At 43.0% G+C, this 23,114-nt stretch carries 19 protein-coding genes; 7 read left to right on the forward strand and 12 right to left on the reverse strand.

Features of this window, described 5'->3' with window-relative positions; all coding sequences use genetic code 11:
* Positions 1-37 precede the first annotated feature (37 nt).
* The 3 genes from H6G92_RS25780 to H6G92_RS25790 all read right to left on the reverse strand — a co-directional run bounded on the left by H6G92_RS25780 (position 38) and on the right by H6G92_RS25790 (position 5,798).
* Positions 38-598 carry a Uma2 family endonuclease gene (locus H6G92_RS25780; protein WP_190897135.1) on the reverse strand — a complete coding sequence of 187 codons (561 nt, stop codon included), beginning with the start codon at positions 596-598 and terminating at the stop codon, positions 38-40.
* A 331-nt stretch (positions 599-929) separates the two neighbouring features.
* Positions 930-4,394: a helicase-related protein gene (locus tag H6G92_RS25785; RefSeq protein WP_190897137.1), complete on the reverse strand. Its 3,465-nt coding sequence runs from the start codon at positions 4,392-4,394 to the stop codon at positions 930-932.
* Between the two features lie 219 nt (positions 4,395-4,613).
* On the reverse strand, positions 4,614-5,798 hold the full coding sequence (locus H6G92_RS25790; RefSeq protein ID WP_012411270.1) for an NAD(P)H-quinone oxidoreductase subunit H: 1,185 nt from the start codon (positions 5,796-5,798) through the stop codon (positions 4,614-4,616).
* A 415-nt stretch (positions 5,799-6,213) separates the two neighbouring features.
* Between H6G92_RS25790 and rsmH the strand changes: the two genes are divergently transcribed.
* From rsmH to H6G92_RS25805, 3 genes are all read left to right on the forward strand, one after another.
* A complete protein-coding gene (gene rsmH / locus H6G92_RS25795) occupies positions 6,214-7,110 on the forward strand; it encodes a 16S rRNA (cytosine(1402)-N(4))-methyltransferase RsmH (RefSeq protein WP_190897139.1) in 897 nt (298 codons plus the stop codon).
* Positions 7,111-7,185: 75 nt separating this feature from the next.
* Positions 7,186-7,839: a MotA/TolQ/ExbB proton channel family protein gene (locus H6G92_RS25800; RefSeq protein WP_190897141.1), complete on the forward strand. Its 654-nt coding sequence runs from the start codon at positions 7,186-7,188 to the stop codon at positions 7,837-7,839.
* Positions 7,840-7,983: 144 nt separating this feature from the next.
* Positions 7,984-8,190 carry a glycogen debranching protein gene (locus H6G92_RS25805; RefSeq protein WP_190897143.1) on the forward strand — a complete coding sequence of 69 codons (207 nt, stop codon included), beginning with the start codon at positions 7,984-7,986 and terminating at the stop codon, positions 8,188-8,190.
* On the opposite strand, the gene H6G92_RS25810 is transcribed toward H6G92_RS25805, so the two are convergent.
* A complete protein-coding gene (locus tag H6G92_RS25810; protein ID WP_190897145.1) occupies positions 8,187-8,378 on the reverse strand; it encodes a hypothetical protein in 192 nt (63 codons plus the stop codon). The two genes, H6G92_RS25805 and H6G92_RS25810, sit on opposite strands and share 4 nt — an antisense overlap.
* 288 nt (positions 8,379-8,666) lie before the next feature.
* Between H6G92_RS25810 and H6G92_RS25815 the strand changes: the two genes are divergently transcribed.
* A complete protein-coding gene (locus H6G92_RS25815; protein ID WP_190897147.1) occupies positions 8,667-9,224 on the forward strand; it encodes a methylmalonic aciduria and homocystinuria type D protein in 558 nt (185 codons plus the stop codon).
* 97 nt (positions 9,225-9,321) lie between these two features.
* Positions 9,322-10,338: a heme-dependent oxidative N-demethylase family protein gene (locus H6G92_RS25820; RefSeq protein WP_390625491.1), complete on the forward strand. Its 1,017-nt coding sequence runs from the start codon at positions 9,322-9,324 to the stop codon at positions 10,336-10,338.
* Between the two features lie 297 nt (positions 10,339-10,635).
* Here H6G92_RS25820 and H6G92_RS25825 read toward each other — a convergent pair whose 3' ends face one another.
* The gene (locus H6G92_RS25825; protein WP_190897149.1) at positions 10,636-11,652 is read right to left on the reverse strand and encodes a potassium channel family protein; all 1,017 of its coding nucleotides are present in this window, start codon (positions 11,650-11,652) and stop codon (positions 10,636-10,638) included.
* A 459-nt stretch (positions 11,653-12,111) separates the two neighbouring features.
* On the opposite strand from H6G92_RS25825, the gene H6G92_RS25830 reads away from it, so the two are divergent.
* Positions 12,112-13,899, forward strand: coding sequence for an ABC transporter substrate-binding protein (locus H6G92_RS25830; RefSeq protein WP_190897151.1), 1,788 nt, complete (start codon positions 12,112-12,114; stop codon positions 13,897-13,899).
* 281 nt (positions 13,900-14,180) lie between these two features.
* Here H6G92_RS25830 and H6G92_RS25835 read toward each other — a convergent pair whose 3' ends face one another.
* Entirely contained in the window at positions 14,181-14,351 is a 171-nt protein-coding gene (locus tag H6G92_RS25835) for a hypothetical protein (RefSeq protein WP_206758846.1), read from the reverse strand.
* 128 nt (positions 14,352-14,479) lie between these two features.
* Here H6G92_RS25835 and H6G92_RS25840 point away from each other — a divergent pair, with 128 nt between their 5' ends.
* Positions 14,480-15,763: an aspartate aminotransferase family protein gene (locus tag H6G92_RS25840; protein WP_190897155.1), complete on the forward strand. Its 1,284-nt coding sequence runs from the start codon at positions 14,480-14,482 to the stop codon at positions 15,761-15,763.
* 167 nt (positions 15,764-15,930) lie between these two features.
* Here the strand turns inward: H6G92_RS25840 and H6G92_RS25845 are convergent, their stop codons facing one another.
* The 6 genes from H6G92_RS25845 to pgmB all read right to left on the reverse strand — a co-directional run bounded on the left by H6G92_RS25845 (position 15,931) and on the right by pgmB (position 22,905).
* Positions 15,931-16,539, reverse strand: a complete 609-nt coding sequence (locus H6G92_RS25845; RefSeq protein WP_190897156.1) for a DUF4129 domain-containing protein — start codon at positions 16,537-16,539, stop codon at positions 15,931-15,933.
* 58 nt (positions 16,540-16,597) lie between these two features.
* Entirely contained in the window at positions 16,598-17,083 is a 486-nt protein-coding gene (locus H6G92_RS25850; protein WP_190897159.1) for a DUF2243 domain-containing protein, read from the reverse strand.
* A 97-nt stretch (positions 17,084-17,180) separates the two neighbouring features.
* The gene (locus H6G92_RS25855; protein WP_190897161.1) at positions 17,181-17,573 is read right to left on the reverse strand and encodes a pentapeptide repeat-containing protein; all 393 of its coding nucleotides are present in this window, start codon (positions 17,571-17,573) and stop codon (positions 17,181-17,183) included.
* Between the two features lie 30 nt (positions 17,574-17,603).
* A complete protein-coding gene (locus tag H6G92_RS25860) occupies positions 17,604-18,041 on the reverse strand; it encodes an RrF2 family transcriptional regulator (protein WP_190897163.1) in 438 nt (145 codons plus the stop codon).
* A gap of 315 nt (positions 18,042-18,356) precedes the next feature.
* Positions 18,357-19,706: a PAS domain-containing sensor histidine kinase gene (locus tag H6G92_RS25865; protein ID WP_190897165.1), complete on the reverse strand. Its 1,350-nt coding sequence runs from the start codon at positions 19,704-19,706 to the stop codon at positions 18,357-18,359.
* A gap of 175 nt (positions 19,707-19,881) precedes the next feature.
* Positions 19,882-22,905: a beta-phosphoglucomutase gene (gene pgmB, locus H6G92_RS25870; RefSeq protein ID WP_190897186.1), complete on the reverse strand. Its 3,024-nt coding sequence runs from the start codon at positions 22,903-22,905 to the stop codon at positions 19,882-19,884.
* Positions 22,906-23,114: the final 209 nt, after the last annotated feature.

Consider the following 23,114-nt stretch of genomic DNA (forward strand, 5'->3'; position numbering starts at 1 on the left):
AAAGGCTAACGTACCCTAGCATTGATATATTGATTTACTATTTAACCTTTAACCAACTAAATATATCTGCTGGCGTAATTTGCCAATCTGCTAATTCATCAAGAACAGCCAATTTATCATTATTATATTTTACTTCTGGCAACTTATTAGGTTGAAATACCATCACAGATTTATCATTAGAGTCAAAAAACCAACCTAATTTTGTCCCATGATTAATGCAGAAAATAATTTTATCAATCACCCGGTTAGGAAATTGGTCAGGTGAGAGAATTTCAATTATCCAATCTGGATAAGCTTCAAATTTATTGGCAATTTCCTCATCTTTATCAACAATAAGCCGTGACCACTCAAATACAGCAATATCTGGAACTAAAGAACGTCCTCCAAATGTGCAGCGTAATTCAGTTAATGCTAAAGCCTTTTGCTCAGGTTCGCTTACCTGATTAATCTCGGTTGATAAACGAGTTTGGATTCTGCTATGTTTTCCCTGCGGTATTGGTTTTTGGTAGATTTTTGCATCAATATATTCACTAGCTGGTTTAGTTTCTGGTAATTTCAGAAACTCTGTTAAAGAAAGATTAGATGATAATATAACCATAAAAATTACTCCTAAAATAGTTAAATTATATCTTTAAAGCTCTGGCGACTAGAAGTCGCGGCTATACAGACAAAACCTGCCTCCGCAGGTTAAAAGCCTTTAATTTTTTCTTATTCCACGGAGGTCAATACGGTTCGGTTAACGTGTTTATTCCTCGAAGATCCCCCCAACCCCCCTTAAAAAGGGGGGCTTAAAACCCTCTTGATACCCCCTTTTTAAGGGGGTCGCCGTAGGCGGGGGGATCTTAACCGAACCGTATTGCAACGGAGGTGGACTACCCTGCGGGAAGCCGCAAAGCGTCTATGTTTGTGTAGCCGCGAATTCCATTCGCTTAATTATCAAATAATCCCAGCGAACAAATAATCTGAGGTTCTCGTTTCTCCAATTCTTCTGTCACAATACACAAACGGTCATCCATGCGTAACGCCACTACTAACTCAGCCAACACCTGACTATTAATACCGCTTCTCAGTTGACGATTCAGAGTATCAATAGCTGACTGTCGCAAAGGATAACGATAAATCTCATCAATTGCTTTTAAAAGTTCTTCACTAACAAATAGTGTTCCTTTCATTTCTTGAACATAACCCTTCAGCCGTTCATAAGTGCGGAACCTTGCACCTGATGGTCGCCCTAATTGACCACCTCCATTTTTCTCATCTTCAGCAATCAATTCAGAACCTTTTTGTACTAACTCGTGATGCTGTTTATCTCTCGGTATTGCTGGGGTAGATTCTTCACATGCCGCTACCCGAAGCACTGCTAATTGTGATTGAGTAACGCTATTTCCATCGCGGTCAACATAAATCAAAGAATCATTTCCCTCAGTGGTTTTCATATAAAGCAATACTCCCTCTGGTTGCACAGGTTGCGGAGTATGGGCGCGGGTAGAATAAACTACATTTTGCATTTCTTCAATGGTTTTTTTCAAACCTGGATTATTATCGGTGGCTTTTTTCCAAATTTGAAACGCTTCTGAAGTCAAATCAACTTCTGTATCTTCTTCGCCATCTAAAACTCCAGATTTCTCGTTGTAGAGGTCGAGAATTACCCGTGCATCATCATCTTCAAAAAATGCTTCATCAGTTCCCACCACTTCAGCATTTTCTTGCAGTCGTTTGCGGAGTCGTCCCCGCAAATTAATAATCCGTTCTACTCCCTCGGCTGGTAAAAAAGAATAACAGAGAATTTTATCAGCATTTTGTCCAATGCGGTCTACTCTTCCAGCGCGTTGAATTAAGCGAATAATCGCCCAAGGTAAATCCCAATTGACGATAATTGCACAATCTTGTAAATTATGACCTTCACTTAAAACATCGGTGGCGATTAAAATCCGCAACTCATCTGATGATGAAATTTGTTCACGTTTTCCATTACTCACAGGGCTAAATCTTCCCGTCATTACTGTTGGGTCTTTAGATTGACCTGTCACCCCAGCTACATTAGTAATACGACTCGACTGCAAATTCTCTGTAAGGTAGCGGACTGTATCGGCAAATTGTGTGAAAATTAGTACTTTATCCTTTGGATGAGTTTTTGTTAACAGTTTGATTAAAGCAGTAAGTTTTTCATCCTTTTGAGAATTCCACTCGCCACACTGTTGCAGCACATTAATCAGTGCTTTGGCATCTTCTAATAAATCCCGTTTCAGTTTTTTAATATCAAAAAGTGTAGAACGCAACCACTTAAATCGCCTTTGATATCGCGTGGTATATTCTTGGTAAATTGATTCTGCTCTTTGACGAAAAATATTTTCTTGACTTTTCACATAATCTGGAAAACCTCTCTCCAAACCTCTCTCCTGCAAAGAGAGAGGCTTTGAATTCTCCCCCTTCCCTACTAGGGAAGGGGGCTGGGGGGTTAGGTCAGAATCATCTTCTTCCGTTTCAGTATCAAACAAAGCTGCTGCTACAGAATCAGCATCTTCATCATTATTACTCGTATCTAATAACTCAGCTTCCTGAGTTCCAATGGGAATATCAAGCCCATTTTCTAGGGCATATAAATAAATGAAGTTCCGTAATATATGACGTTCAATTGATTGAATAAAAGCAACACCACTACTTTCTAAACGTTTAAATAAATTAGTGCGCGAAAAACCCATTAACCTCCTACCGCCACGGAATAAGCTATTAAGAAAACGCTGTTCGGTGTCTGTAGGCGGCTGTTTGTGTTTAGCAATAACGTAATTCCCTAGCCCATAACGAGGTAAGTTCAGTTGATTAATTACTTCTACTACTAACTCAGAGTAAAGCCGAGAATAAAAGTCAGTGTCAGAACCTTCTAAAGGAAACTTAAGACTGCGAGGTAGACGCTGGGGAAAATAAGAACGTGTCCCATCAGCAAATTCTAAATATTTCCGTCCGGTTTCATCTGTGTGGGCATAATTATCTTTAATAAAAGAGCGAGTGCGTCGCACCATGTAACGCTTCATCAATTCTCGCCAGTCATCAGGGTGTTCGCTTTTCTCAAAGGCAGCTAAAGAACGGACAGAACATTGATGCTTTCTAATAAACTCTAATTCTCCTATCGAACTGCCACCAAGTTCATTAATTAAAGCTTCTGGTCTTAATCCTAAATCTTGGTCTTCTGGCACAAATAGCCGCAGTTGGGCGGAAAGGTCAAGATAACTTTTATTGTATGGAGTAGCAGATAATAAAATACATTTACTTTCGTTAGTAGCAATATATTCTGTAATTGCTCGATAACGTTTGCCTTCGCGGTTTCGTAAGTTGTGACTTTCATCAATTAACACAACGCGGTAACGGCGGAGTTTTGGTAATTTATTTTGTACTTGACTAATTGGCATAACTTCGGCAAGTAGCCGATAGTTATTTACATATTCTTGCCACATTGAAACCAAGTTTTTTGGGCAAATAATTAGCGTTTCTAAATAACAATCTTCTTGTAATATTTTGGCAAGGGCGGTTCCAACTAAAGTTTTGCCCAAACCAACCACATCACCCACTAACACGCCACCACGCCTAGTTACATGACGGGCTGCTAGCTGTACCGCAGCTTTTTGGAAATCAAATAAGTTATTAAATTCGCGGGGGATGCGGAATTCTGAAAGTCCTGCGATCGCTTCATGGGATAAGTGGTAAGCTATCTTCAGGTAGATGTAGTAAGGTGAAACTAACTCTTGCCTAGCCCAGCTTTGGTCAATAATTTCCGCCAATTCTTGGGAAATATCTACACAACCGTAATCTTGCCAGCGATCGCTAAACCACTTTTGCAGTTTATTACACGCATCGTGGTCTAAAATATCAACATTCAACTCCCCTTGTTTTGCCAGTCCGGGAAGGGTTAAATTACTGCTACCCAAGAATCCCACAGTTGGAGCGTTGGGGTCATTACGATATACAAGATATAATTTGGCGTGAAGAGAATGCCGCAAAAACAGTCTAATAATTACTTTCTGAGTTTTTAGCTGATGACTTAACCGCCGCAACCCCGCTTCATCCTGATTAGTCGGCGCACCAATAGTCAACTGCTGACGAAATTCTGCCGCCATGCGTTTTTTAAACCGCACGATGCTACTGTTATCAATCCTTCCATCACCACTACTCAGGGAAAATGCCGCGTGAACTTCATCACTGGGTAAGCTTTGCATCCCAATTAGCAAACGACAACAAGCATTTTCACTACCAACATACTGTTCGATTAAATCATCAATTCTTCGCCAACCTCTGAGGTTGAAGTAGCCAACGCAAAAATCTGCCCGATAAGAGACTTTGAGGGTTTCTCGTAAAATTGGTAGCAGTTGCAAATCTATGTTGTCAAAAATGCGGGGCATTATTTAAAACTCTATAAATATTTCGTACATCTGTTATATGAGTAAAAAATTTTTCTAGCTAGATTAGAGACGCGATAAATCGCCGTCTGTACAATAATCAATCCTTTGTAGAGACGGCGATTTATCGCGTCTTCAAAAATTTATCGCGTCTTCAAAAATTATAAAAAAAGAGCAGTTGCATAATACAACTGCTCTAAAAAATGTTTAGATAGATATTTTCTACCTATCCACAGACCCCATGATTACGTCAACACTGCCAAGAATCACCACAATATCTGCAACCTTCATTCCGCGCAGTAAATGTGGAACAATCTGGAGGTTGTTGAAATCTGCGGCGCGAATTTTCCACCGTGCAGGGAAGACGTTATCATCGCCAACCAAATAAATTCCCAATTCACCTTTGCCACTTTCTACACGGGCGTAGATTTCACCCTTGGGTATCTTGAAAGTAGGGGAAACTTTTTTGCCGATGAATTGGTAATCAAATGCGTCCCACTCAGATTTTTTACCTGCCGCTAAACGTTTTGCTTCCAGATTTTCGTAAGGGCCGCCAGGAAGTCCTTTAATTGCTTGGCGAATAATCTTCACAGATTCGCGCATTTCCCGCATCCGCACTACGTAACGGGCAAAGCAATCACCGGCTGTTTCCCACTGCACATCCCAGTCGAAATCGTCGTAGCATTCGTAATGGTCAACTTTCCGCAAATCCCATTGCACGCCAGAAGCGCGTAACATTGGGCCAGAAAGTCCCCAGTTGATTGCTTCTTCACGGGTGATGGTACCAATACCCTCAACACGTCGCCGGAAGATAGGGTTATCTGTTACTAAACGTTCGTACTCATCAACTTTGGGCAATAAGTAGTCGCAGAATTCCAGACACTTATCTACCCAACCATAAGGTAAATCGGCTGCTACTCCACCAACACGGAAGTAATTGTTATTTACCATCCGATAACCTGTGGCGGCTTCCCACAAATCATAAATCATCTCCCGTTCCCGAAACTGGTAAAAGAAGGGAGTTTGTGCGCCTACGTCAGCAAGGAAAGGGCCAAACCATAGCAAGTGGTTAGCAATGCGGTTCAACTCCAGCATGATGACGCGGATGTAGCTAGCACGTTTGGGGACAGCAACACCTGCAAGTTTTTCTGGGGCGTTGACAGTGACGGCTTCGTTGAACATTCCCGCCGCGTAGTCCCAGCGACTAACGTAAGGGACGTACATTACATTAGTGCGGTTCTCAGCAATTTTTTCCATTCCTCGATGCAGGTAGCCGATGACCGGTTCACAGTCAACGACATCCTCGCCATCCAGAGTCATGATTAGCCGCAGAACCCCGTGCATTGAGGGGTGGTGTGGCCCCATGTTTAGCACCATTGGTTCAGTGCGGGTTTCTAGTCTGGTCATAGATTTCGTGTTCTCCGTTCGTGAAAATTTTGAATTGAACCGCCCAGATGCCAACCACAGCCGATTTATCTAGTCTGCCAAAATGAGGTTTGTAGGGGCAATCTATATAAATTTGACTCTACAGGGTTATGTTGGAGAGAGGATAGCAGCGAAGGTGTTGTAACTGATGTTTCATTTCGTTGCACCTCTTCAATTATTATAGGGAAGCTTGATATGCAAGGGATTTAGGCACAGGTTTTTTTTCATTTAATCTCTTGTTGCATTTAAAATCCTGATGTTGGTGATTGGGAATGAGTACTAAACAGGACTTAAATCGAACCACATAGGACGCAGAAGACACGGAGAAATAAGAGTTTAAGAGGTTTTTAGTGTAAGTCTTACCAAATAGAAACAAAAATAAAATTAAAATTTAAAAATGAAATCAGATTTACAAACACCGCTAGATTTAGAAGAACTGGCTTTTTCTCATATTTCCGTTTTGGGACGGGAGGTAATTGAGGGTTTGGCGGTTCGTCCAGGCGGACATTATTTAGATGTAACGGTAGGCGGTGGTGGTCATAGTCGCTTGATTTTGGAAGCTGCGGCGGATGTACGGGTAACGGCAGTTGACCAAGATGAAGATGCTTTAGCCGCAGCAAGGAAAGAATTAGCAGAGTTTAGCGATCGCATACAATTTATTTATAGCAATTTTGCTGACTACGAGTTTCCCCCTAACACTTTCGATGGTATTTTAGCCGATTTGGGGGTAAGTTCTTACCATTTAGATCAAGCAGAACGAGGTTTTAGCTTTCGCCAAGCTGCAAATTTGGATATGCGAATGGATCGAGGGCGATCGCTAACTGCTGCGGATGTGATTAATAATTGGGATGAAACAGAATTAGCAGATATTTTCTTTAAGTACGGTGAGGAGAGATTATCGCGGCGCATTGCCAGACGTATTGTAGAACGGCGACCGTTGCACACGACTACAGAATTAGCTGATGCGATCGCTTCTTCTGTTCCTCCGAAATACCGTTATGGGAGAATTCATCCCGCTACCCGGGTTTTTCAAGCTCTGCGAATTGTCGTCAACGATGAGTTAAAATCTCTAGAAACCTTTTTGGATAAAGCGCCAAATGCCCTTGTCCCTGGTGGCAGAATTGCGATTATCAGTTTTCACAGTTTGGAAGACCGTCCAGTGAAACACGGTTTAAGAAATTCACCTTTATTAAAGGTATTGACAAAAAAACCGATTATTGCTCAAGAAGAGGAAATTAGTCAGAATCCGCGATCGCGATCGGCCAAATTGAGGATAGCTGAAAAGTTGCTGTAACTATAATGCAGCGTTAAACTGCTCCATTTCAACGATCTGTTAACCTAGCGTTGTTGAAGAGTTAAAAAATAATAAATGGAAATAAGTAATCTGTTTACAGCAGGTGGCGTGGTCATGTGGCCTCTGCTAGCGTTCTCTTTGTTAGGAGTAGCGCTGATTATCGAACGGATCATCTTTTGGGTAAGGATAAATAATCGGCAAAACAAGGTAGTGCGAGAGGTGCTACAGCTTTATCGCCTTGATAATGTAGTTAGTGCTTTAGATAAATTGCAGAAAAATACTGATTTACCGATTGCTCGAATTTTTTTAGCAGCTTTAGAATTGGAAGAGCCGACACCAGAGGAATTTCGTTTGGCATTAGAAAGTGAAGCACAAGCCGAAATCCCCTTACTCAAGCGCTCCCAAAATATTTTTGAGACAATTATTGGTCTTGCTCCTTTGTTGGGACTTCTCGGCACTGTTTTAGGATTAATTAACTCCTTTGCCTCTCTAAATATCGGAGATGTGGGAGGTACTAAAACAACAGGTGTAACATCTGGAATTAGTGAAGCTTTAGTATCCACAGCATCAGGGTTGGTAGTGGCAATTTTTACACTTTTATTTGCAAATACCTTCCGAGGACTCTACCAGCGCCAGATTGCCTGGATTCAAGAATATGGTGGACAGTTAGAATTACTCTACCGCCGCCGCTACGAAAGAGGAGATAAATCCTATGTGCCTACCAGATAAAGCGGAACTGGGTAATGAAAATTAGTAATCGGTAATTGGATTAGTTCACTATTTGTTACCGATGTTGCTCTACAATTTTCGGCCCTAATAGTATTCTAAAATGACGAATAGGTTTTTTCGCTACAGTTCTTGAGGAAATATTTCATGATTATTTGGGTAAATGAGCAAATTGATCCATCTGGGATGATTCATGCCTGTATTGCCACTTGTAATGAATCTCAAGCCAAAGAGTGTCATGATTCCTTTCAGAATAATTTGACCGAGACACAAAAGGCAGCAGGTTGGGTAGCACAATTGCGGACAGTGGATTCTTGGGATGAAGTGCCGGTGAATTCTTTAAAACTCAATTAATTGGGTGCTATGGAAAGTAGGCTAATAACTCTAACTTTTTCCAAGCAGATAAGATTAGTTTGTTTTTCTTGCTCACCTTTGAGTAAAACTTCGACACGCTTTACTTCACCAGAAGCCTGTTTACTCCAGCTTTGCTGACAGTTATACCATTTTGGTTTTGACTGCAAATCGTCTGAGATGGAAGTCATTTTTTGGGATTTTGCTCAAATATATTTCAGGAGCGTAGGCGTAGCCCGCCATAGGCATCGCTTGTCTACTACCCACTGCATTTATGCCAATGCCTACAGCGATCGCAGCAAATCCCATTAAAACAGGTTAATAAAGGATAAAGTTCGGATTAAAATTCTCAAATTATTAGTAACTACTTCCCAAAAAAGTAACATATTATATAAATTTGATGATTTTTCTGAACTTTTAAGAGGTATCATCTATACCGTAGATTAAATTAAAAAACTTGTATAAGCCGAATCAATTTAGTGAACTATCCCAAAGTTTACACTTCGGAGCAAGCCTGTCCCATTAATTTAGTTGGCGAAACGGGACAAGCGGTTCAAATTTCAATTCATGCTCCCAGTCAATATATCTGTGCCAACTGCGAACGGATATTACCAGATTGGAAACGGCAGCCATTTTTACGAGTAGTGATTGTATTACAACAATCGCGTTATCAATTAGTCGAAAAAACAGCAGAAGTAGAGTCAGAGAAAGAACGCTTGCGAGAAAAGTTTATGAGATTTGGCTGCGATTTGGCATTTAATTTGCGCGATCGCGGCTATTTAACAGACTTGATAGACCCTCGTACAGGCTATCCTTTACTGTCTCATCCCGGAGCAATTCCCCACGATGACACAGCAGTTGTCAAAGCTTTGCTCAACTATCCAGTGATTAAAAATCAATGCCGTGTGTTAGTGCATCCCGATTGGGGTGCAGCAGTTTATCCTAGCATCTTGATATCAGAAGCTCCCCCAATTGTGATCGAATGGGTTACAAAAGGCATAGCATCTATACATGGGTGGAAAGAAATTGATTATTAGTCATTAGTCATTGGTTATTTCTTCCTGATCTTCCTCATTCCTTCATATATATTGGAAATGAGGAGAATAAAAAACCAGCATTATAGAATCTGTGTCTATAGACAACTTGTTCCAGGAAGCTAGGACAGTCGAAGCCTCTAGTAGTGCGGCTTGCTATTTCCCTCTCATGAGTGGACGCTACGAAGTCAAGCCGGGGATGATGCCTTTTGGTTTCTGTTTTGGTAATACTCAGTCTGATCAGCAGGTATTTCAAATTGATGATGATTTTACCCACTACCGTCAGATTAAACTTTTATCCCGTGCGGAACGGTTGAACAAGTACTATCAAACCTGCAATTATTCTCAGACTGTAGCAGGTGCGATCGCTCGTTTAATAATTAATCGCCTCACCCAAGAACACCCCCAGCATTTTAACTGTCAAAAGTCAATAGATAACATCCTGAAATTTCACAGCCAGCTGACCGGAGAAACTTTTTACCTAGATGCAAATTGGCAATTACAGCAAGTTCAAAGTAGTCCAGTTTTTCCAGCTTACGCCTCTACTCTTGATGCACTTGCAGCACAGGTACAAGAAGACCTGACAATTATCTGCCGATCTGCTGATGGTAGGAACTGGCTGAGTGCAGTTCATCTCTGCTATCCCAATCACTGGTCAGCTGAGGAAAAAATTGGTAGAGATTTCGCTACGATACATGCACCTGTGGCTGGTATGGAAAAAATTAATCGGCGTGCAAGTGCGATCGCTAATACAATGATTACCCACAAACCAATGGTGCGCTTTGCTTGGGGCTTGAGTACCGACACCCGCCTTAACCACCATCCCGAACCGCCGCCTGGTGTGTCAGTTAGTAAATGGCAAGGTAGAAGCTTTGATCCACAGCATCCCCAGCTTTATCTGCGAATTGAGCGCCAAGTAATTTGGGGACTACCGGAGTATGAAGCTGCACTTTTTACTATTCGTACTTACTTTAGAGATTGTGGTGTAGTGAGAAAAAACCCAGTGTTAAGGTCTAAGCTGTATGCTGCAATTCAGTCTATGGCACCAGAAGCTTTAGTATACAAAGGTTTGGTAGAGAGCAAGGCTAGTATTTTGCAGTGGCTAGAGGAGGCTTAATATCATGTCCGGTAAAAGACTTATCATTAAGACCGCAGGGGGCAGGGAGCAGGGGGAAAGAGAGTTTTAAGATTTTTGCATAGATGCCCTGAATAATAACTAATTAAGCGGACATGAAATAAACTATTAAATGCTATTTGCAGAGATTCGGCTGTCAATAAGGAAAAATAAGGGACTTCCAGAACTTAAATTATCCAATTTCTGGACTTCACTACGACTATCCCTCCCCCTGCTCCCTGCCCCCTGCCCCCTGCCTCTATAGCGATGGTATATTTTTTTATTTGGAAGTCCCTAATATCAGCTATTTTTCGGTCGCCGTAGTTGCTTGGAATTAATCGGGCCGAGAATTTGGTTCAGACTACGCAACTGTTCAGCTGTACCCATACCAATTAGCCGATCTCCCGACATTAGAACCGTATCACCAGTGGGGCCACCGATTAAAGTCCCATCAACGCGGCGAATTGCCAGAACTAATGCCCCAGATTGCGATCGCAATCTCGCTTTTTGCAGACTCTGACCCACAAAGGGGCAAAAAGCCGGGTCAAGTAAAAATTCTTCCATATACAATTGGCGGTCTGCACCTGTCAAAATCCCATCTACAAAGTCCAACACTTGGGGTCTGAGTGCCGCAGCAGCCATCCGCTTTCCACCAGTAATATAGGGAGAAATCACTTCATCTGCGCCACCGCGTTGTAACTTCTGCAAAGCTTCTTCTGTACTTGCGCGGGCGATCGCCCGAATTCCTGTATTCAGAGTTTTTGCTGATAAAACAATATATAAATTTTCCGCATCTGAAGGAAGGGCTGCAACGATACAAATCGCCCGTTCAACGCCAACTTTCAGAAGTGTGTCATCTAGGGTAGCGTCACCTTGGTATGCTGTGTAACCTTCCATCTGCGCCCTTTGTATAGATTCCATGTCTGAATCAATCACCACAAAAGGTACACCTTCTGCCCGAAATTCCTTGGCAATTTGACGACCAGTCCGGCTAAATCCACAAATGATGTAGTGTTCTGTTAGGGATTCCATTAACCGCCTCTGTTGCTGTAGCCGAATTCCTTCTTGAAAGTAGCCTTGAATAATCGCTTCTGTAAATCTGTTGACAATGTAACCGATATTCATTACACCCAACAAAATCAGGGCAATTGTAAACAATCGTCCTCGGCTACCCAGTGGGTGCGTCTCACTATATCCCACAGTGGCTAAGGTAATGACTGTCATGTAAGCTGCATCTTCCCATGACCAGCCTTCCACTAACGAGTACCACAAAGTGCCAATGAAGAAAACACCGCCAAGAGCGATCGCCCCAGCCATTAACTCCTTTTGGATACGTTTATATTTTTGCTCAAGTGTTGAAAATGACGTAACAATAGTACTTTTAACCTAATTTTTCTAGTTTTCTACTAACTTTATACCATTCGTCCTTTTTAGTATATTGAAACTAAATAACTGGGCAAGAAGAAATCAAACTAAGTTACGCAACGTAAAATTAATGAAATAGTTACGTTAAATCATTACAAAGACGCGATAAATCGCCGTCAAGACGAAAGACTGATTATTGTAGAGACGGCGATTTATCGCGTCTCTTGCCTTAACCGAACAGTATTGAGACTAAAACTACCTTATGGCTGCCCCAAAACAGCCTTGGTAAAACCATCTGAAAACACTGCCCAGTGCGTAGGCCTTGCCCGCCGCTGGCATCGCCCCAGCTATTAACTGCTCAATCACCATACTGTACTGTGTAGATAGTAGCTGTAAGGTAGATAACTAGAGATGATCGCTGCTGTTGTTCGACCTCTGAATTTGGTAGTTGGTTTGCTGCTATCTTGTTGTTTCTTGCTCACAAGCTGTCACCCGACACAGATGAAAAGCAAAGCATCTCAGGTAGCTCAATTAGTTTTAGTTTCGCTAAGTGATCCAACTACTTTTAACTATGCCATTAATGACTCTCCCTACAGTGTTTTTCCTTTAATTTACAAGGGATTGATCGATGAGAATGTTATTACTACAAAGTTGGAGCCTGGACTAGCAGAATCTTGGTCAATATCTGCCGATCAAAAGCGAATTGTTTTTACATTAAAAACAGGGTTAAAATGGTCAGATGGTGAACCTCTCACGGCAGATGATGTAGTCTTTACTTATAAAGATATTTATCTTAATAAAAAAATTCCCACTTTATATAGAGATTTTTTACGTATTGGTAACACAGAAACTTTCCCATCAGTGCAGAAACTAGATGATCTGCGAGTTGAGTTTACTTTTGTGGAACCTTTTGCCCCTTTTTTGAGATACGCCGAAAGACTAGCAATTTTGCCCGCTCATGCCTTGCGTTCTTCTGTATTATCCAATGATGCCAATGGTAATCCTCAGTTTCTTTCAATGTGGGGAACCAATACTGATCCGCAAAAAATCATCTCCAATGGGCCTTACAAAATAGAAAGCTATACTCCTTCTGAACGGGTGATTTTACGACGCAACCCCTATTACTGGCGCAAAGATATTCAAAAAAATCCTCAGCCTTATATTGAACGTATTGTCTGGCAAATTATTGCTTCTACCGAAAATCAGTTACTCAGATTTCGCTCAGGGGAACTGGATAATTTAAATGTGACACCAGCAGTATTTGGGTTACTCAAGAAAGAGGAAAAGCGAGGCAAATACATTATTTACAATGGTGGAACTACTGCGGGTTTTAGCTTTGTGGGTTTCAATCTTAACCAAGGTCGCGATCGCAAAGGTAAGCCTTTTATAGATCCAATTAAATCTCGATGGTTTAATAACTTAGTTTTTAGGCAAGCAGTCGCTTATGCCATTGATCGCAACCGCATGAAAACTAATATCTATCGCGGTTTAGGGGAAATCCAACATTCGCCAATTGCTGTTCAAAGTCCCTATTACTTGTCCCCAGCAGCAGGGCTAAAAATTTATGATTATAATCCCCAGAAAACTAGGCAGATGTTGTTAGAGGCTGGGTTTAGGTACAACTCCCAAAAAGAACTGTTAGACCAAGATGGAAATCGGGTGCAATTCAATCTCTTGGTGAAATCGGAAGATCAATCAAGAATCGATGCCGCAGTTCAAATCCAACAAGACCTCAGTCAAATTGGGATCAAAGCAGATATGCAGGTAGTCAGTTTTAACGTAGTATTGCAAAAGCTGCTCTCTCGTCGAGATTGGGATTGTTATGTAGGTGCGTTTGGTGTTCCCGGTGCAGATGTTGAACCTAATCTTCTATCTTTATTTTGGACTAGTCAAGGCTCATTTCATCAGTTCAACCAAGGTGCTCCACCAGGAAAACCCCCACTCCAAGGATGGGTAGTTTCTGAATGGGAGAGAGAAATTGACAGTCTTTTTGACGCAGGAGTCAAAGAACTAGACCAGAGCAAGCGCAAGGCGATTTATGACAGATTTCAGCAAATCGTTGCTGAACAGTTACCGATATTCTGCCTTGTGAATCCAATCTCATTTCAGGCAGTGCGTGAACGTGTCAATCCCATCAAGTTTTCTGCCTTGGGGCCGACTTTTTGGAATATTGATGAACTGAAAATCACAGAAAAATAACTAATTCATAATTCGTATAGATCACCCTTGATAACGAGGCTGACTTTTCACGTTATGTGGAAAAGGTAACGATTAACCTAACCCCCTAACCCCCTTCTCGATGCGGGAAGGGGGAAATTCAAAGTCTCTCTTTTTTTAGGCTACGGTGTACACACATCTCTGTACAAAACCAAAATCGTTGTAGATCCTCCTAAATCCTCCTTAAAAAGGAGGACTTTGAATCTATTCCCCCCTTAAAAAAGGGGGGTTAGGGGGGATCAAAACGTTGTAGGGCTAGGTTATTAGACTTGTGTGTACACCGTAGCTTTTTTTAGGAGAGAGAAATAGAAGTGAGGTTTTCCAGATGCCGCTGAATTGTCAGGATAACGAGGACGGGCTGCGCCTATGCAAATTGCCTGTCGCTCATCCTCTTGCTCAAGTGTTGAGTACAAAGTTTTTTTCACCACCGCCATGCCTTTGAGCTTATATAAGCGTTAGCTTAAGAAGAAGTACGAGTTGTGCTAAATAAAAAGTAATTTTTAGGGATTTCTAGGAAACTAGTAAATAACTATATGATGAAAAACTCTCAGGAGGAGCGGTAGTGAGCCTACAAACTCTCGTTGACCAAGCCACCATCCCCCCAGATTCAGGGTCTGTAGCATCTAGCCCCTTTGATGCAGATAGCTTTAATGAAGCTGTCATGTCTACCTACGGCCGGTTTCCCTTAGCCCTAGAACGGGGTACTGGATGCCGGGTTTGGGATACACAGGGGCGTGAATATCTGGACTTTGTAGCGGGAATTGCCACTTGTACTTTGGGACACGCCCACCCAGTTATGGTAGAAGCGGTAACACGTCAAATCCAGAAGCTGCACCATGTCTCTAATTTGTACTACATTCCTGAACAAGGTGAATTAGCAAAATGGCTCGTTGATCATTCCTGTGCCGATCGCGTATTTTTCTGCAATTCTGGAGCTGAAGCTAACGAAGCCGCAATTAAACTGGCGCGGAAATATGCCCACACAGTATTAGACATTGAAAAACCGATTATTTTAACCGCCAATGCCAGTTTCCACGGACGGACTTTGGCAACAATTACTGCCACTGCACAACCGAAGTATCAAAAGTATTTTGATCCTTTAGTTCCTGGTTTCCACTACGTAAATTACAACGATATTAACGCTGTGGAAGTGGCGATTAGCGAGTTAGATGAAGGCGATTACCGTGTAGCAGCAATTCTGATTGAGCCATTGCAGGGAGAAGGCGGTGTGCGTCCGGGAGATGTTGCCTACTTCAAAAAGCTCCGGCAGATTTGCGACGAAACTGGCGTTTTGTTGATTTTCGACGAAGTGCAAGTTGGTATGGGGCGCAGTGGCAAATTATGGGCTTACGAATATCTCGGCGTTGAACCGGATATTTTCACCAGTGCCAAAGGCTTAGGTGGCGGTATCCCCATCGGTGCAATGATGAGCAAGAAATTCTGTGATGTTTTTCAACCAGGGGAACACGCCAGCACCTTTGGCGGAAATCCTTTTGTGTGTGGTGTGGCACTCAGTGTCTGCCAGACATTGGAACGGGAAAATATTTTGCAGAATGTGCAAGATAGGGGTGAACAATTGCGATCTGGATTGAGAGCGATCGCAGCGAAATATCCTCAACACATTAGTGAAGTTCGGGGTTGGGGTTTAATCAACGGTTTGGAGTTGCGAGCCGACATTGCGCTAACCGCAGCCGATGTCGTCAATGCTGCCATCAACGAGGGCGTATTACTTGTACCAGCCGGGCCAAAAGTAATCCGGTTTGTACCACCGCTAATTGTCACAGAAGCGGAAGTAAACACTGCCTTGGAAGCTGTGGATCAGGCGATCGCAACTCTCACAGCTTAGGTAATCAAAATCGCAACTCTCACAGCTTAGGTAATCAAAAAGCGAGGATAAGTGTTTATGCTTATCTCTCGCTTTTTCTTAGTTTTATATTAAGTTTCACTAAAATTATTGATTTTTTAAAGTATATATGCGTTGAGTATCCTTATCCCCGCGTCCCCACGTTCTCTTCATTCTGGAGAAATTTCCCGATAGGCTTGCCGACACTGCTCATAATTGTCTGGCAAAATCTCGGCATTACCAAAACATAATTGCTCGTGAGTAGTAATTAAAGTTTCATAAGGCTGTATGGGAGTCACAGACGATCGCAGCAATTGCAGATATTCTCCATCTGTGCGGCTGAGTTTGTGGGGTGCGATAGCGTTTTGATGCAACTGCTGCAACATCGCTAAATAAATACAACGGCAAGCCTCACGGTAGTTACCTTGACGGTAAAATTGTTGCGATCGCTCCAACAAAAGGGTTACGGATGCCTCACTGGAGCCAGCTTTTACGCGAAAATCAGTGAGATTGCCACTTCTATTCAGCCAAGAATATAGATAAGGACTGAATTCTCGCCATAATCGCCAACCCACCCAAGCTATAAATAAGCCTACTACCAGCCAAAACAGGAATTTTAGCAACTCACCAAGCCTTGGGCTAATCGACCATCCAGTAGGCAATTCTGGCAGAACTCGTTCAAAGCGGTAAAACTGGTATTCCCACCATTCTCCCACTTGTTGTTGGAATTGAGACAACTGCCAACTCCAGCTAGTTTTTTCAAAAGTATCTGTAGGCATAGGGGGGAGTGGGGAACTGGGGACAAGGGGAGAAGGGGGAATAACTTATATCCAATGACTAATGACTAATGACTCTTGACTTTTTTATCATTATCCAGCCGGTAACAACAAGTAGCGCACCGAATGCAAGAAATCCCAGATCCCAAGCTAACTCATTTGGCCCTGGTTTCACATGATGGATACCGAGAATTTGGTGGTCAATTAAACCTTCAACCAAGTCAAACAACCCAGTCCCAATCAGTATTGACCCTATAAAGGTCTGTGATGACCAAGGGACATCATCACGCCCTCCAGCACGCCATAGTAAGACAACTCCTATCACGGTGAATACCCAATCCAAGGTATGAAATAATCCATCCCATACCATGTTCAAATCTATATTCGCCGTGTTGTTCAGAGGTCGAATGTTACTGAGCATGTGATGCCACTGGAGGAGCTGATGCAGTAAAATTCCATCAATAAACCCTCCAAGACCCACACCAAGAAAAATTCCAGCAGTAATTAGTGGTGCGCGTCGGTTGGGAGTTTCACTTTTCGCCTCCATTGTCAACCTCATAGATAGGCTTTTTTACCAAAATACAACTCTTTTAGGAGAAATATCTTCTATCTTGAGGCAAGTACGATCGTTCAATTTAATTTAATCAATCTTTAAATTTAATCTGCATACCCGCTTTGGCTGGGTCGAAATCTTGGGGAAAATGGGTGCTGCGATCGTAGTCTGCTTTTTCCAGGTTCGCTCCTTTGAGATCGGCTTGGCGGAGATTAGCTGACATTAACAATGCTCCCCTGAGATCGGCATCCTTCAGATTAGCTTGACCCAGATCGGCAAAGCTGAGGTCAGTTCCCCTTAAATTAGCGCCACTCAAATTAGCTTCACTCAAGTCAGCATAACTGAGGTCAGAACCTTTCAAGTTAATGCCTTGCAAATCAGCATTACCCAGTTCTGCTTTACTAAAGTCCCGTTTTCCTGCTGCATAACTCTCTACAAGAGTAGCGGCACTATTTATGGGCTGTTGAGAGTTGACTTCAGGCATATAACAGCCTCACAGATTATTACTTTCATCCTAAATGTAATACATGAGTTCCTTCTGCTTTCGCATTGATCTTCGTTCGCAAAGGTCTTGGAGTGTATATTTTTCTAAAACGGAGTTAGCAGCCTGACGTGCTTCCTGCCAGACTTCCTGAATTAGCTCACCTTCTACTGTGTTGGGAGTAGGCTCACAATCAGATACAACAATATCTGATCCTTCCATACAGCTAAAAGCATCCAACACTGTAATCTTTCCAGGATCTCGTGCCAGAACATAGCCACCTTTGGCTCCGCGTATACTCTTAATTAAACCTCCACGTCTTAGTGTTGCCAGAAGTTGTTCCAAATATCGGTTTGGTATGTCTTGTAAGACCGCTATTTCTCGAATTTGCAGGGCTTCTCCGTTAGGGTAGCAGGTTGCTAACTCTAACAGGGCTAGAAGTGCGTATTCTGATTTGTTAGAGATGACCACAGGCGTAATATTTTAAACTCACACTTAAATATACAAAGTCCTTGAGTTTGTTTCCCTAAGCTATTGTTAAGAAAAACTTTACAATCAACTTATTATTGACCGGCTAACTCTACTTTAAAGACCTTTGAACATAGCAGCAATTATTTTTTATTTTTAATTCAATAAATAAAAGTTATTGATTCTCAGGAAAGGCAGAGGGCAGTTATTGCTGGGGGCAGAAGGGAATGCTGCTTCCAGACCTGAAGCCTGTGACCGTTCGCACAGCGTCTCCAAGATTTGGGAACAAGGGTATAAAACCCCGCCCTCCTGTCTTCTTTATGCATGGAAATGTATCGAAAATGGCAGGATGACTGTAAAGGTAGTTCCTGCACCGATCGCACTTTCGACAAAAATTTCACCGCCATGTAAATCTACAGCCTGCTTGACGATGGACATCCCTAATCCCATTCCTGGGGTATTACCTGCATTACTAGCGCGATGGAAGGGTTCAAAGATGTATTCAATATCACAAGGGGGAATACCAATACCAGAGTCTTGAGTTTGGAATATAGCTTGATCGTTGGCAGTGGTGACAGAAAACTTAACTGTGCTACCAATGGGAGAGTATTTTAGACAATTCGAGAATAAATTACTCAAGATTTGCCTTAGTAGTTTAGCGTCTAAGTTAGCTTGTGTGCATTGGCACTCACTGCTAAAAGCGATCGCATGTTGTGAGCGATCGCTCTGTTGTAATTCTTCTAAGAGATCGCGGCAAAACTCCACCAAATTCAAGGGTGTTGGACTAAACTCTAGCTTGCCTGTTTCATCCTGACTCAGCACCAATACATCATTCAACAACTGAGTCATGTGCATAACTGATGTTTGAATGCGACGCAGGTGGGTCTGTTGTCGCTCGTCGCTCCATAGATGGCGATAATATTCTAGTAGTTCCGCAGAAGAGTGGATAGTAGCCAAAGGGGTACGAAACTCATGGGAGGTGATGGTGAGCAAGCGGGATTTAAGTTCACTAAACTCCCTTTCTTTGGCAAGCGCTTGGCGCATCGCCTGTTCTGCCCATTGCAGTTTGGCTTGGGTTCGCTTGCTTTCGCTAATGTCCCGCAATATCCAGCGCAAACCGACTAAGTTACCTTGTTGATTACGGATAGCAACCACCTTAACCGCAGCAATAATTGGCGTTCTGTCACGTGGTCGCAGGTTTACTTCCCATTCTTGCATTTTCCAGTCTGGGATTTCGGCACGATCACGCAGATGAGTTAGTTTCAGATGAAAAGCAATTATTTCTTTCTCAACCACATAAATCTCTAAGAGTTCGCCCAACAGGAAACTCTTGGAAATGTTTAGTAGAGTGGTGGCGGCTGAGTTAGCTTCCTGAATTACTCCTTTTGTAGTAGTCACAAAATAAGCGTCTGGTACTTCCTCAAATAATTCCTGGTAGCGTTGACGTTGTGCTACCAAGTCCTTTTGAGTATGGGATAATTCTTCATTCTGCTGCTGTAGGTGTTCATTCGCTATTTGCAATTCTTCTAAAGCTAAGTGGACTTCTTTTAATACTGTGGCAATAAGTTTAATCTCTTCCTGTGCTTTTTCCTGTTCACTCTGGCGTTGCAAAAGGGCGACGCGCTTACGCATATCCTCTATCTGTAAAGCTAAATCGCCCAAATTCACGCTTTTACTCCTAATTTGGATATCTAAAATTTGGTTTTGTTTAGATTTCCTACTTAGACGATCTTAGCTTTTGGAGCTTAACAGTTATCAGTAATATTATCTGCGGATAATTAGTTACGATTCCCAAAGTTATTGCACCCCACACACTAATTGCTCCACTTCGGCGGCTCTGTGTTTAATGTTTTTGTCTGGCAATATTGCTTAATTTGACTCTTAAATCTGCCCATGTAATGCCTGCCAGGCTAGGCAAAACAACATGAGCGGCTCCAACTCGTTCAGCGGGGCCAAGTCCTACTGCCCACATACCAGCGGCTAGAGCTGCCTCAACGCCTGCTGCGGCATCTTCTACAACTACAGATTGCTCTGGTTCGAGTCCTAGCTGCTTGGCTGCGTACAGAAATAGGTCGGGTGCTGGCTTGGGTTGCTGTACACTATAACCGTCAGCGATCGCATCTATTTTGTCGGCAATGCCCAATCGCTCGATTACTGTCTGGGCATTTTTGCTAGCCGAACCAATACCGATTTTAATCCCAGCTTGCCGCAGTTCATCCAAGAGGGCGATCGCGCCTGGCAACAAATCCTTAGGTGTCATGTGTTGGATCAATTCCACGTAGTAGCGATTCTTACGTTCCATCATCTCCTCGATTTGTGCTTCCGAATAAGCTCTATCCCCAATAATCAGCATCAGGGAAGCCCGACGGGATACACCCCGCAGCGCTTCGTTAGCTTCTCGATTAAACGGTATACCCTCTTCATCTGCTAGCTTCTGCCAAGCTAGATAGTGAAGTTCTGCTGTATCTGTCAGCACTCCATCTAGGTCGAAGATAAATCCTTGGATGTTGGGGTTGTGGTTCATTTCGCTGCGGGATTGGGGGCTGGGGACTGAGAGAGCAGGAGAATAAGTCTGGTATTCAGAAGCTTCTGAAAGGAAATTTGGGGGATTTGAGGAGAGGGAAAGTTGGAGATATTTTAGTTGACAAGTTATATCTTGGGCGACTTGTCCTTTGCGTAGATCGAACTCATGCCATTTCCCGCGCCAGTGCAGTTTAAACTTCAGGCGCGTCCAGCCATCAGGCAAATGGGAGTTGGCTACGGGGCCATTTTCGGTGAGTTGAATACCGCCGAATCCAAAAATGACAGCTTGCCAAACACCACCAGCAGTAGCGCCGTGAATTCCATCGCTGGTGTTACCTCGGTTATCTTCAAGATCCACCATTAACGCCTGGATAAACAGTTTGTAAGCTTCGGTTGATTTGCCCAAATCGGAAGCTAAAATTGCATGAACTGCTGGGCCAAGAGACGAACCATAGGTAATATCAGTGCGGGGTGCGTAGTAGTCCCAGTTGGTCTGCAATGCTTTTTCGTTGTAGGGAAAATCTGCTGATTCCCGCATTAAATAAAGGAGCATCAAGATATCTGGCTGCTTGATTACTTGATATTTATTAGTTTTCTCAATACCCAAGATGGCTTGCATGGAGCGATCGCGCCCTTCATAATCTGCTAAGTTGATATCTTCTAATTGGAAAAATCCCTCAAATTGCTCGATTAGTTCTGTTAATGGGTCATGGAGAAACAATATTTTGGCGATGATGTCTTGCCAGTGTGATTGCTCTTGTGGGGTGAGTTTGAGTTTCTGTTCTAGTTCGATAGCCCGTTCGGGAAATTTCTGAGCCAACCAATCATAGATTGCGATCGCTTTCTCTAGATGCCATTGCGCCATCCGATTGGTAAAGGCGTTATTGTGGACGAATTCATGGTATTCATCCACTCCGATCACTCCCCGAATTTCATACCGTTGGTGCTCAGGATTGAATTCGACCCGGCTACCCCAGAAGATAGCGGCATCCAAAATAATCTCTGCGCCGCGCTGTTGCATCCATTGATCATCACCAGTGGCTTGCCAGTAGTTCCAAGCGGCATAGGGAATATCTGCATTAATGTGAATTTCGCGATCGCGGCACCAAATTCGCACGTCTTCACCATAAAAATCATTTCCCAGTGCCCAACGTGGTGTTACTTCATCTCCGGTATCAGCACTTTCCCAGGCAAACATTGCCCCTTTATATCCGTAATGAGTTGCTTTGCGTCTAGCTCCTGGTAAGGTGTGCCAACGGTAACTGAGTAAGTTGCGGGCGATCGCTGGTTGGGTAAACAGAAAAAAAGGCAGCATAAAAATTTCTGTATCCCAAAAGATATGACCGCGATAGCCAAACCCAGAAAGAGTTTTAGCAGGAATGCTCACTCTGTCATCATGGCGTGACCCAGCAATCAGCAGCTGAAACAGATTGTAGCGAACCCCAAAAGCAGCGGTGCTATCCCCTTCAATCAGGATGTCACTTTGCTGCCAAACCTCATCCCATGCCTGCTGATTGGCTTTTAGTAGTGTTGCGTAGTCTGGCAGGTGCGCGAGTTTTTCTCTAGCTGCTGAGACTGGTGTCTCAGTCTCCCGCGAGGTAAAAACAGTTACGATTTTTTCTACCGTTACGGTCTGTTGTGATTTCGCCAGGAAGGTCGTGCTCAAGGTCGGATAACCAGGTGCGGTACTGACTTGCAAAGATGCTTCAGTGCCTGATATTCTCATGCTTGCGCCCATACCGAGTTCAATTCGGGAGTGGCGGGTGCGGCGTTGCAACCAGATTCCTTGGTCAGTCTTGCCCTGGTCTAGTCCTTCCCAGTGATTAAAACCCTGATTTTCTGGATAGCCGTTGATACTTCCCTGAACTTCGATTAACCCATCAAAATCTACTGGCGTTAAATGGCAGCGTTGCGCCAACACATGCTGATCTGCAAAACTAGCAAAGCGTTCAAAGCTGATGTCTATGGTGTTCCCACTGGGAGAGCGCCAACGCAAGTAACGGCTAAGAAGTCCGTGGCGTAAATCAAGCTGTCGATCATAACGCAATATCTCACCTTGATCGAGACGGAAGCGATCGCCATTCACAATCACTACCAAAGGTAACCAGTCAGGGCAATTTGCCAGTTCAGTGTACACCACCGGCACATCGTCGTAGACACCGTTGATAAAAGTAGCTGGCAATGCATGAGGATAACCTTCTTCAAAACTGCCTTTTGTTCCCAGGTATCCGTTACCGATTGTAAATACCGTTTCTTTAGAGTGCAATTGTTCAGGGTCAAACTGGGTTTCGATTAATATCCAGTCTGTGTAGATAAAATGGCGAGAACGACCTTTTGTTTGCATAAAGTAGAGATTGGGGAGTAGGGAATGGGAAATGGGGAATGGGAAATTTGGTGGATGAATCAGTCTTTTGACTGGTTCCCAGCCTCCAGGCTGGGAAACCATTCTTGGAGGCTCTGCCTCCTGCTTCTTGACGAAAGGCAAAGCCCATTACGAATTACGTTAGCGCAGCGTAAAGCCTTCGGCATGGCTTCGCTTAGAGCGAGACTTTG

Source organism: Nostoc foliaceum FACHB-393 (genome assembly GCF_014698505.1).
GTDB lineage: Bacteria > Cyanobacteriota > Cyanobacteriia > Cyanobacteriales > Nostocaceae > Nostoc > Nostoc foliaceum_A.

What these genes read in the sequence shown, in the direction of transcription:
- H6G92_RS25780 (WP_190897135.1), bottom strand. Translation starts at nt 598, where the DNA reads ATGGTTATATTATCATCTAATCTTTCTTTAACAGAGTTTCTGAAATTA.
- H6G92_RS25785 (WP_190897137.1), bottom strand. Translation starts at nt 4,394, where the DNA reads ATGCCCCGCATTTTTGACAACATAGATTTGCAACTGCTACCAATTTTA.
- H6G92_RS25790 (WP_012411270.1), bottom strand. Translation starts at nt 5,798, where the DNA reads ATGACCAGACTAGAAACCCGCACTGAACCAATGGTGCTAAACATGGGG.
- rsmH (WP_190897139.1), top strand. Translation starts at nt 6,214, where the DNA reads ATGAAATCAGATTTACAAACACCGCTAGATTTAGAAGAACTGGCTTTT.
- H6G92_RS25800 (WP_190897141.1), top strand. Translation starts at nt 7,186, where the DNA reads ATGGAAATAAGTAATCTGTTTACAGCAGGTGGCGTGGTCATGTGGCCT.
- H6G92_RS25805 (WP_190897143.1), top strand. Translation starts at nt 7,984, where the DNA reads ATGATTATTTGGGTAAATGAGCAAATTGATCCATCTGGGATGATTCAT.
- H6G92_RS25810 (WP_190897145.1), bottom strand. Translation starts at nt 8,378, where the DNA reads ATGACTTCCATCTCAGACGATTTGCAGTCAAAACCAAAATGGTATAAC.
- H6G92_RS25825 (WP_190897149.1), bottom strand. Translation starts at nt 11,652, where the DNA reads ATGGCTGGGGCGATCGCTCTTGGCGGTGTTTTCTTCATTGGCACTTTG.
- H6G92_RS25830 (WP_190897151.1), top strand. Translation starts at nt 12,112, where the DNA reads ATGATCGCTGCTGTTGTTCGACCTCTGAATTTGGTAGTTGGTTTGCTG.
- H6G92_RS25835 (WP_206758846.1), bottom strand. Translation starts at nt 14,351, where the DNA reads ATGGCGGTGGTGAAAAAAACTTTGTACTCAACACTTGAGCAAGAGGAT.
- H6G92_RS25845 (WP_190897156.1), bottom strand. Translation starts at nt 16,539, where the DNA reads ATGCCTACAGATACTTTTGAAAAAACTAGCTGGAGTTGGCAGTTGTCT.
- H6G92_RS25850 (WP_190897159.1), bottom strand. Translation starts at nt 17,083, where the DNA reads ATGGAGGCGAAAAGTGAAACTCCCAACCGACGCGCACCACTAATTACT.
- H6G92_RS25855 (WP_190897161.1), bottom strand. Translation starts at nt 17,573, where the DNA reads ATGCCTGAAGTCAACTCTCAACAGCCCATAAATAGTGCCGCTACTCTT.
- pgmB (WP_190897186.1), bottom strand. Translation starts at nt 22,905, where the DNA reads ATGCAAACAAAAGGTCGTTCTCGCCATTTTATCTACACAGACTGGATA.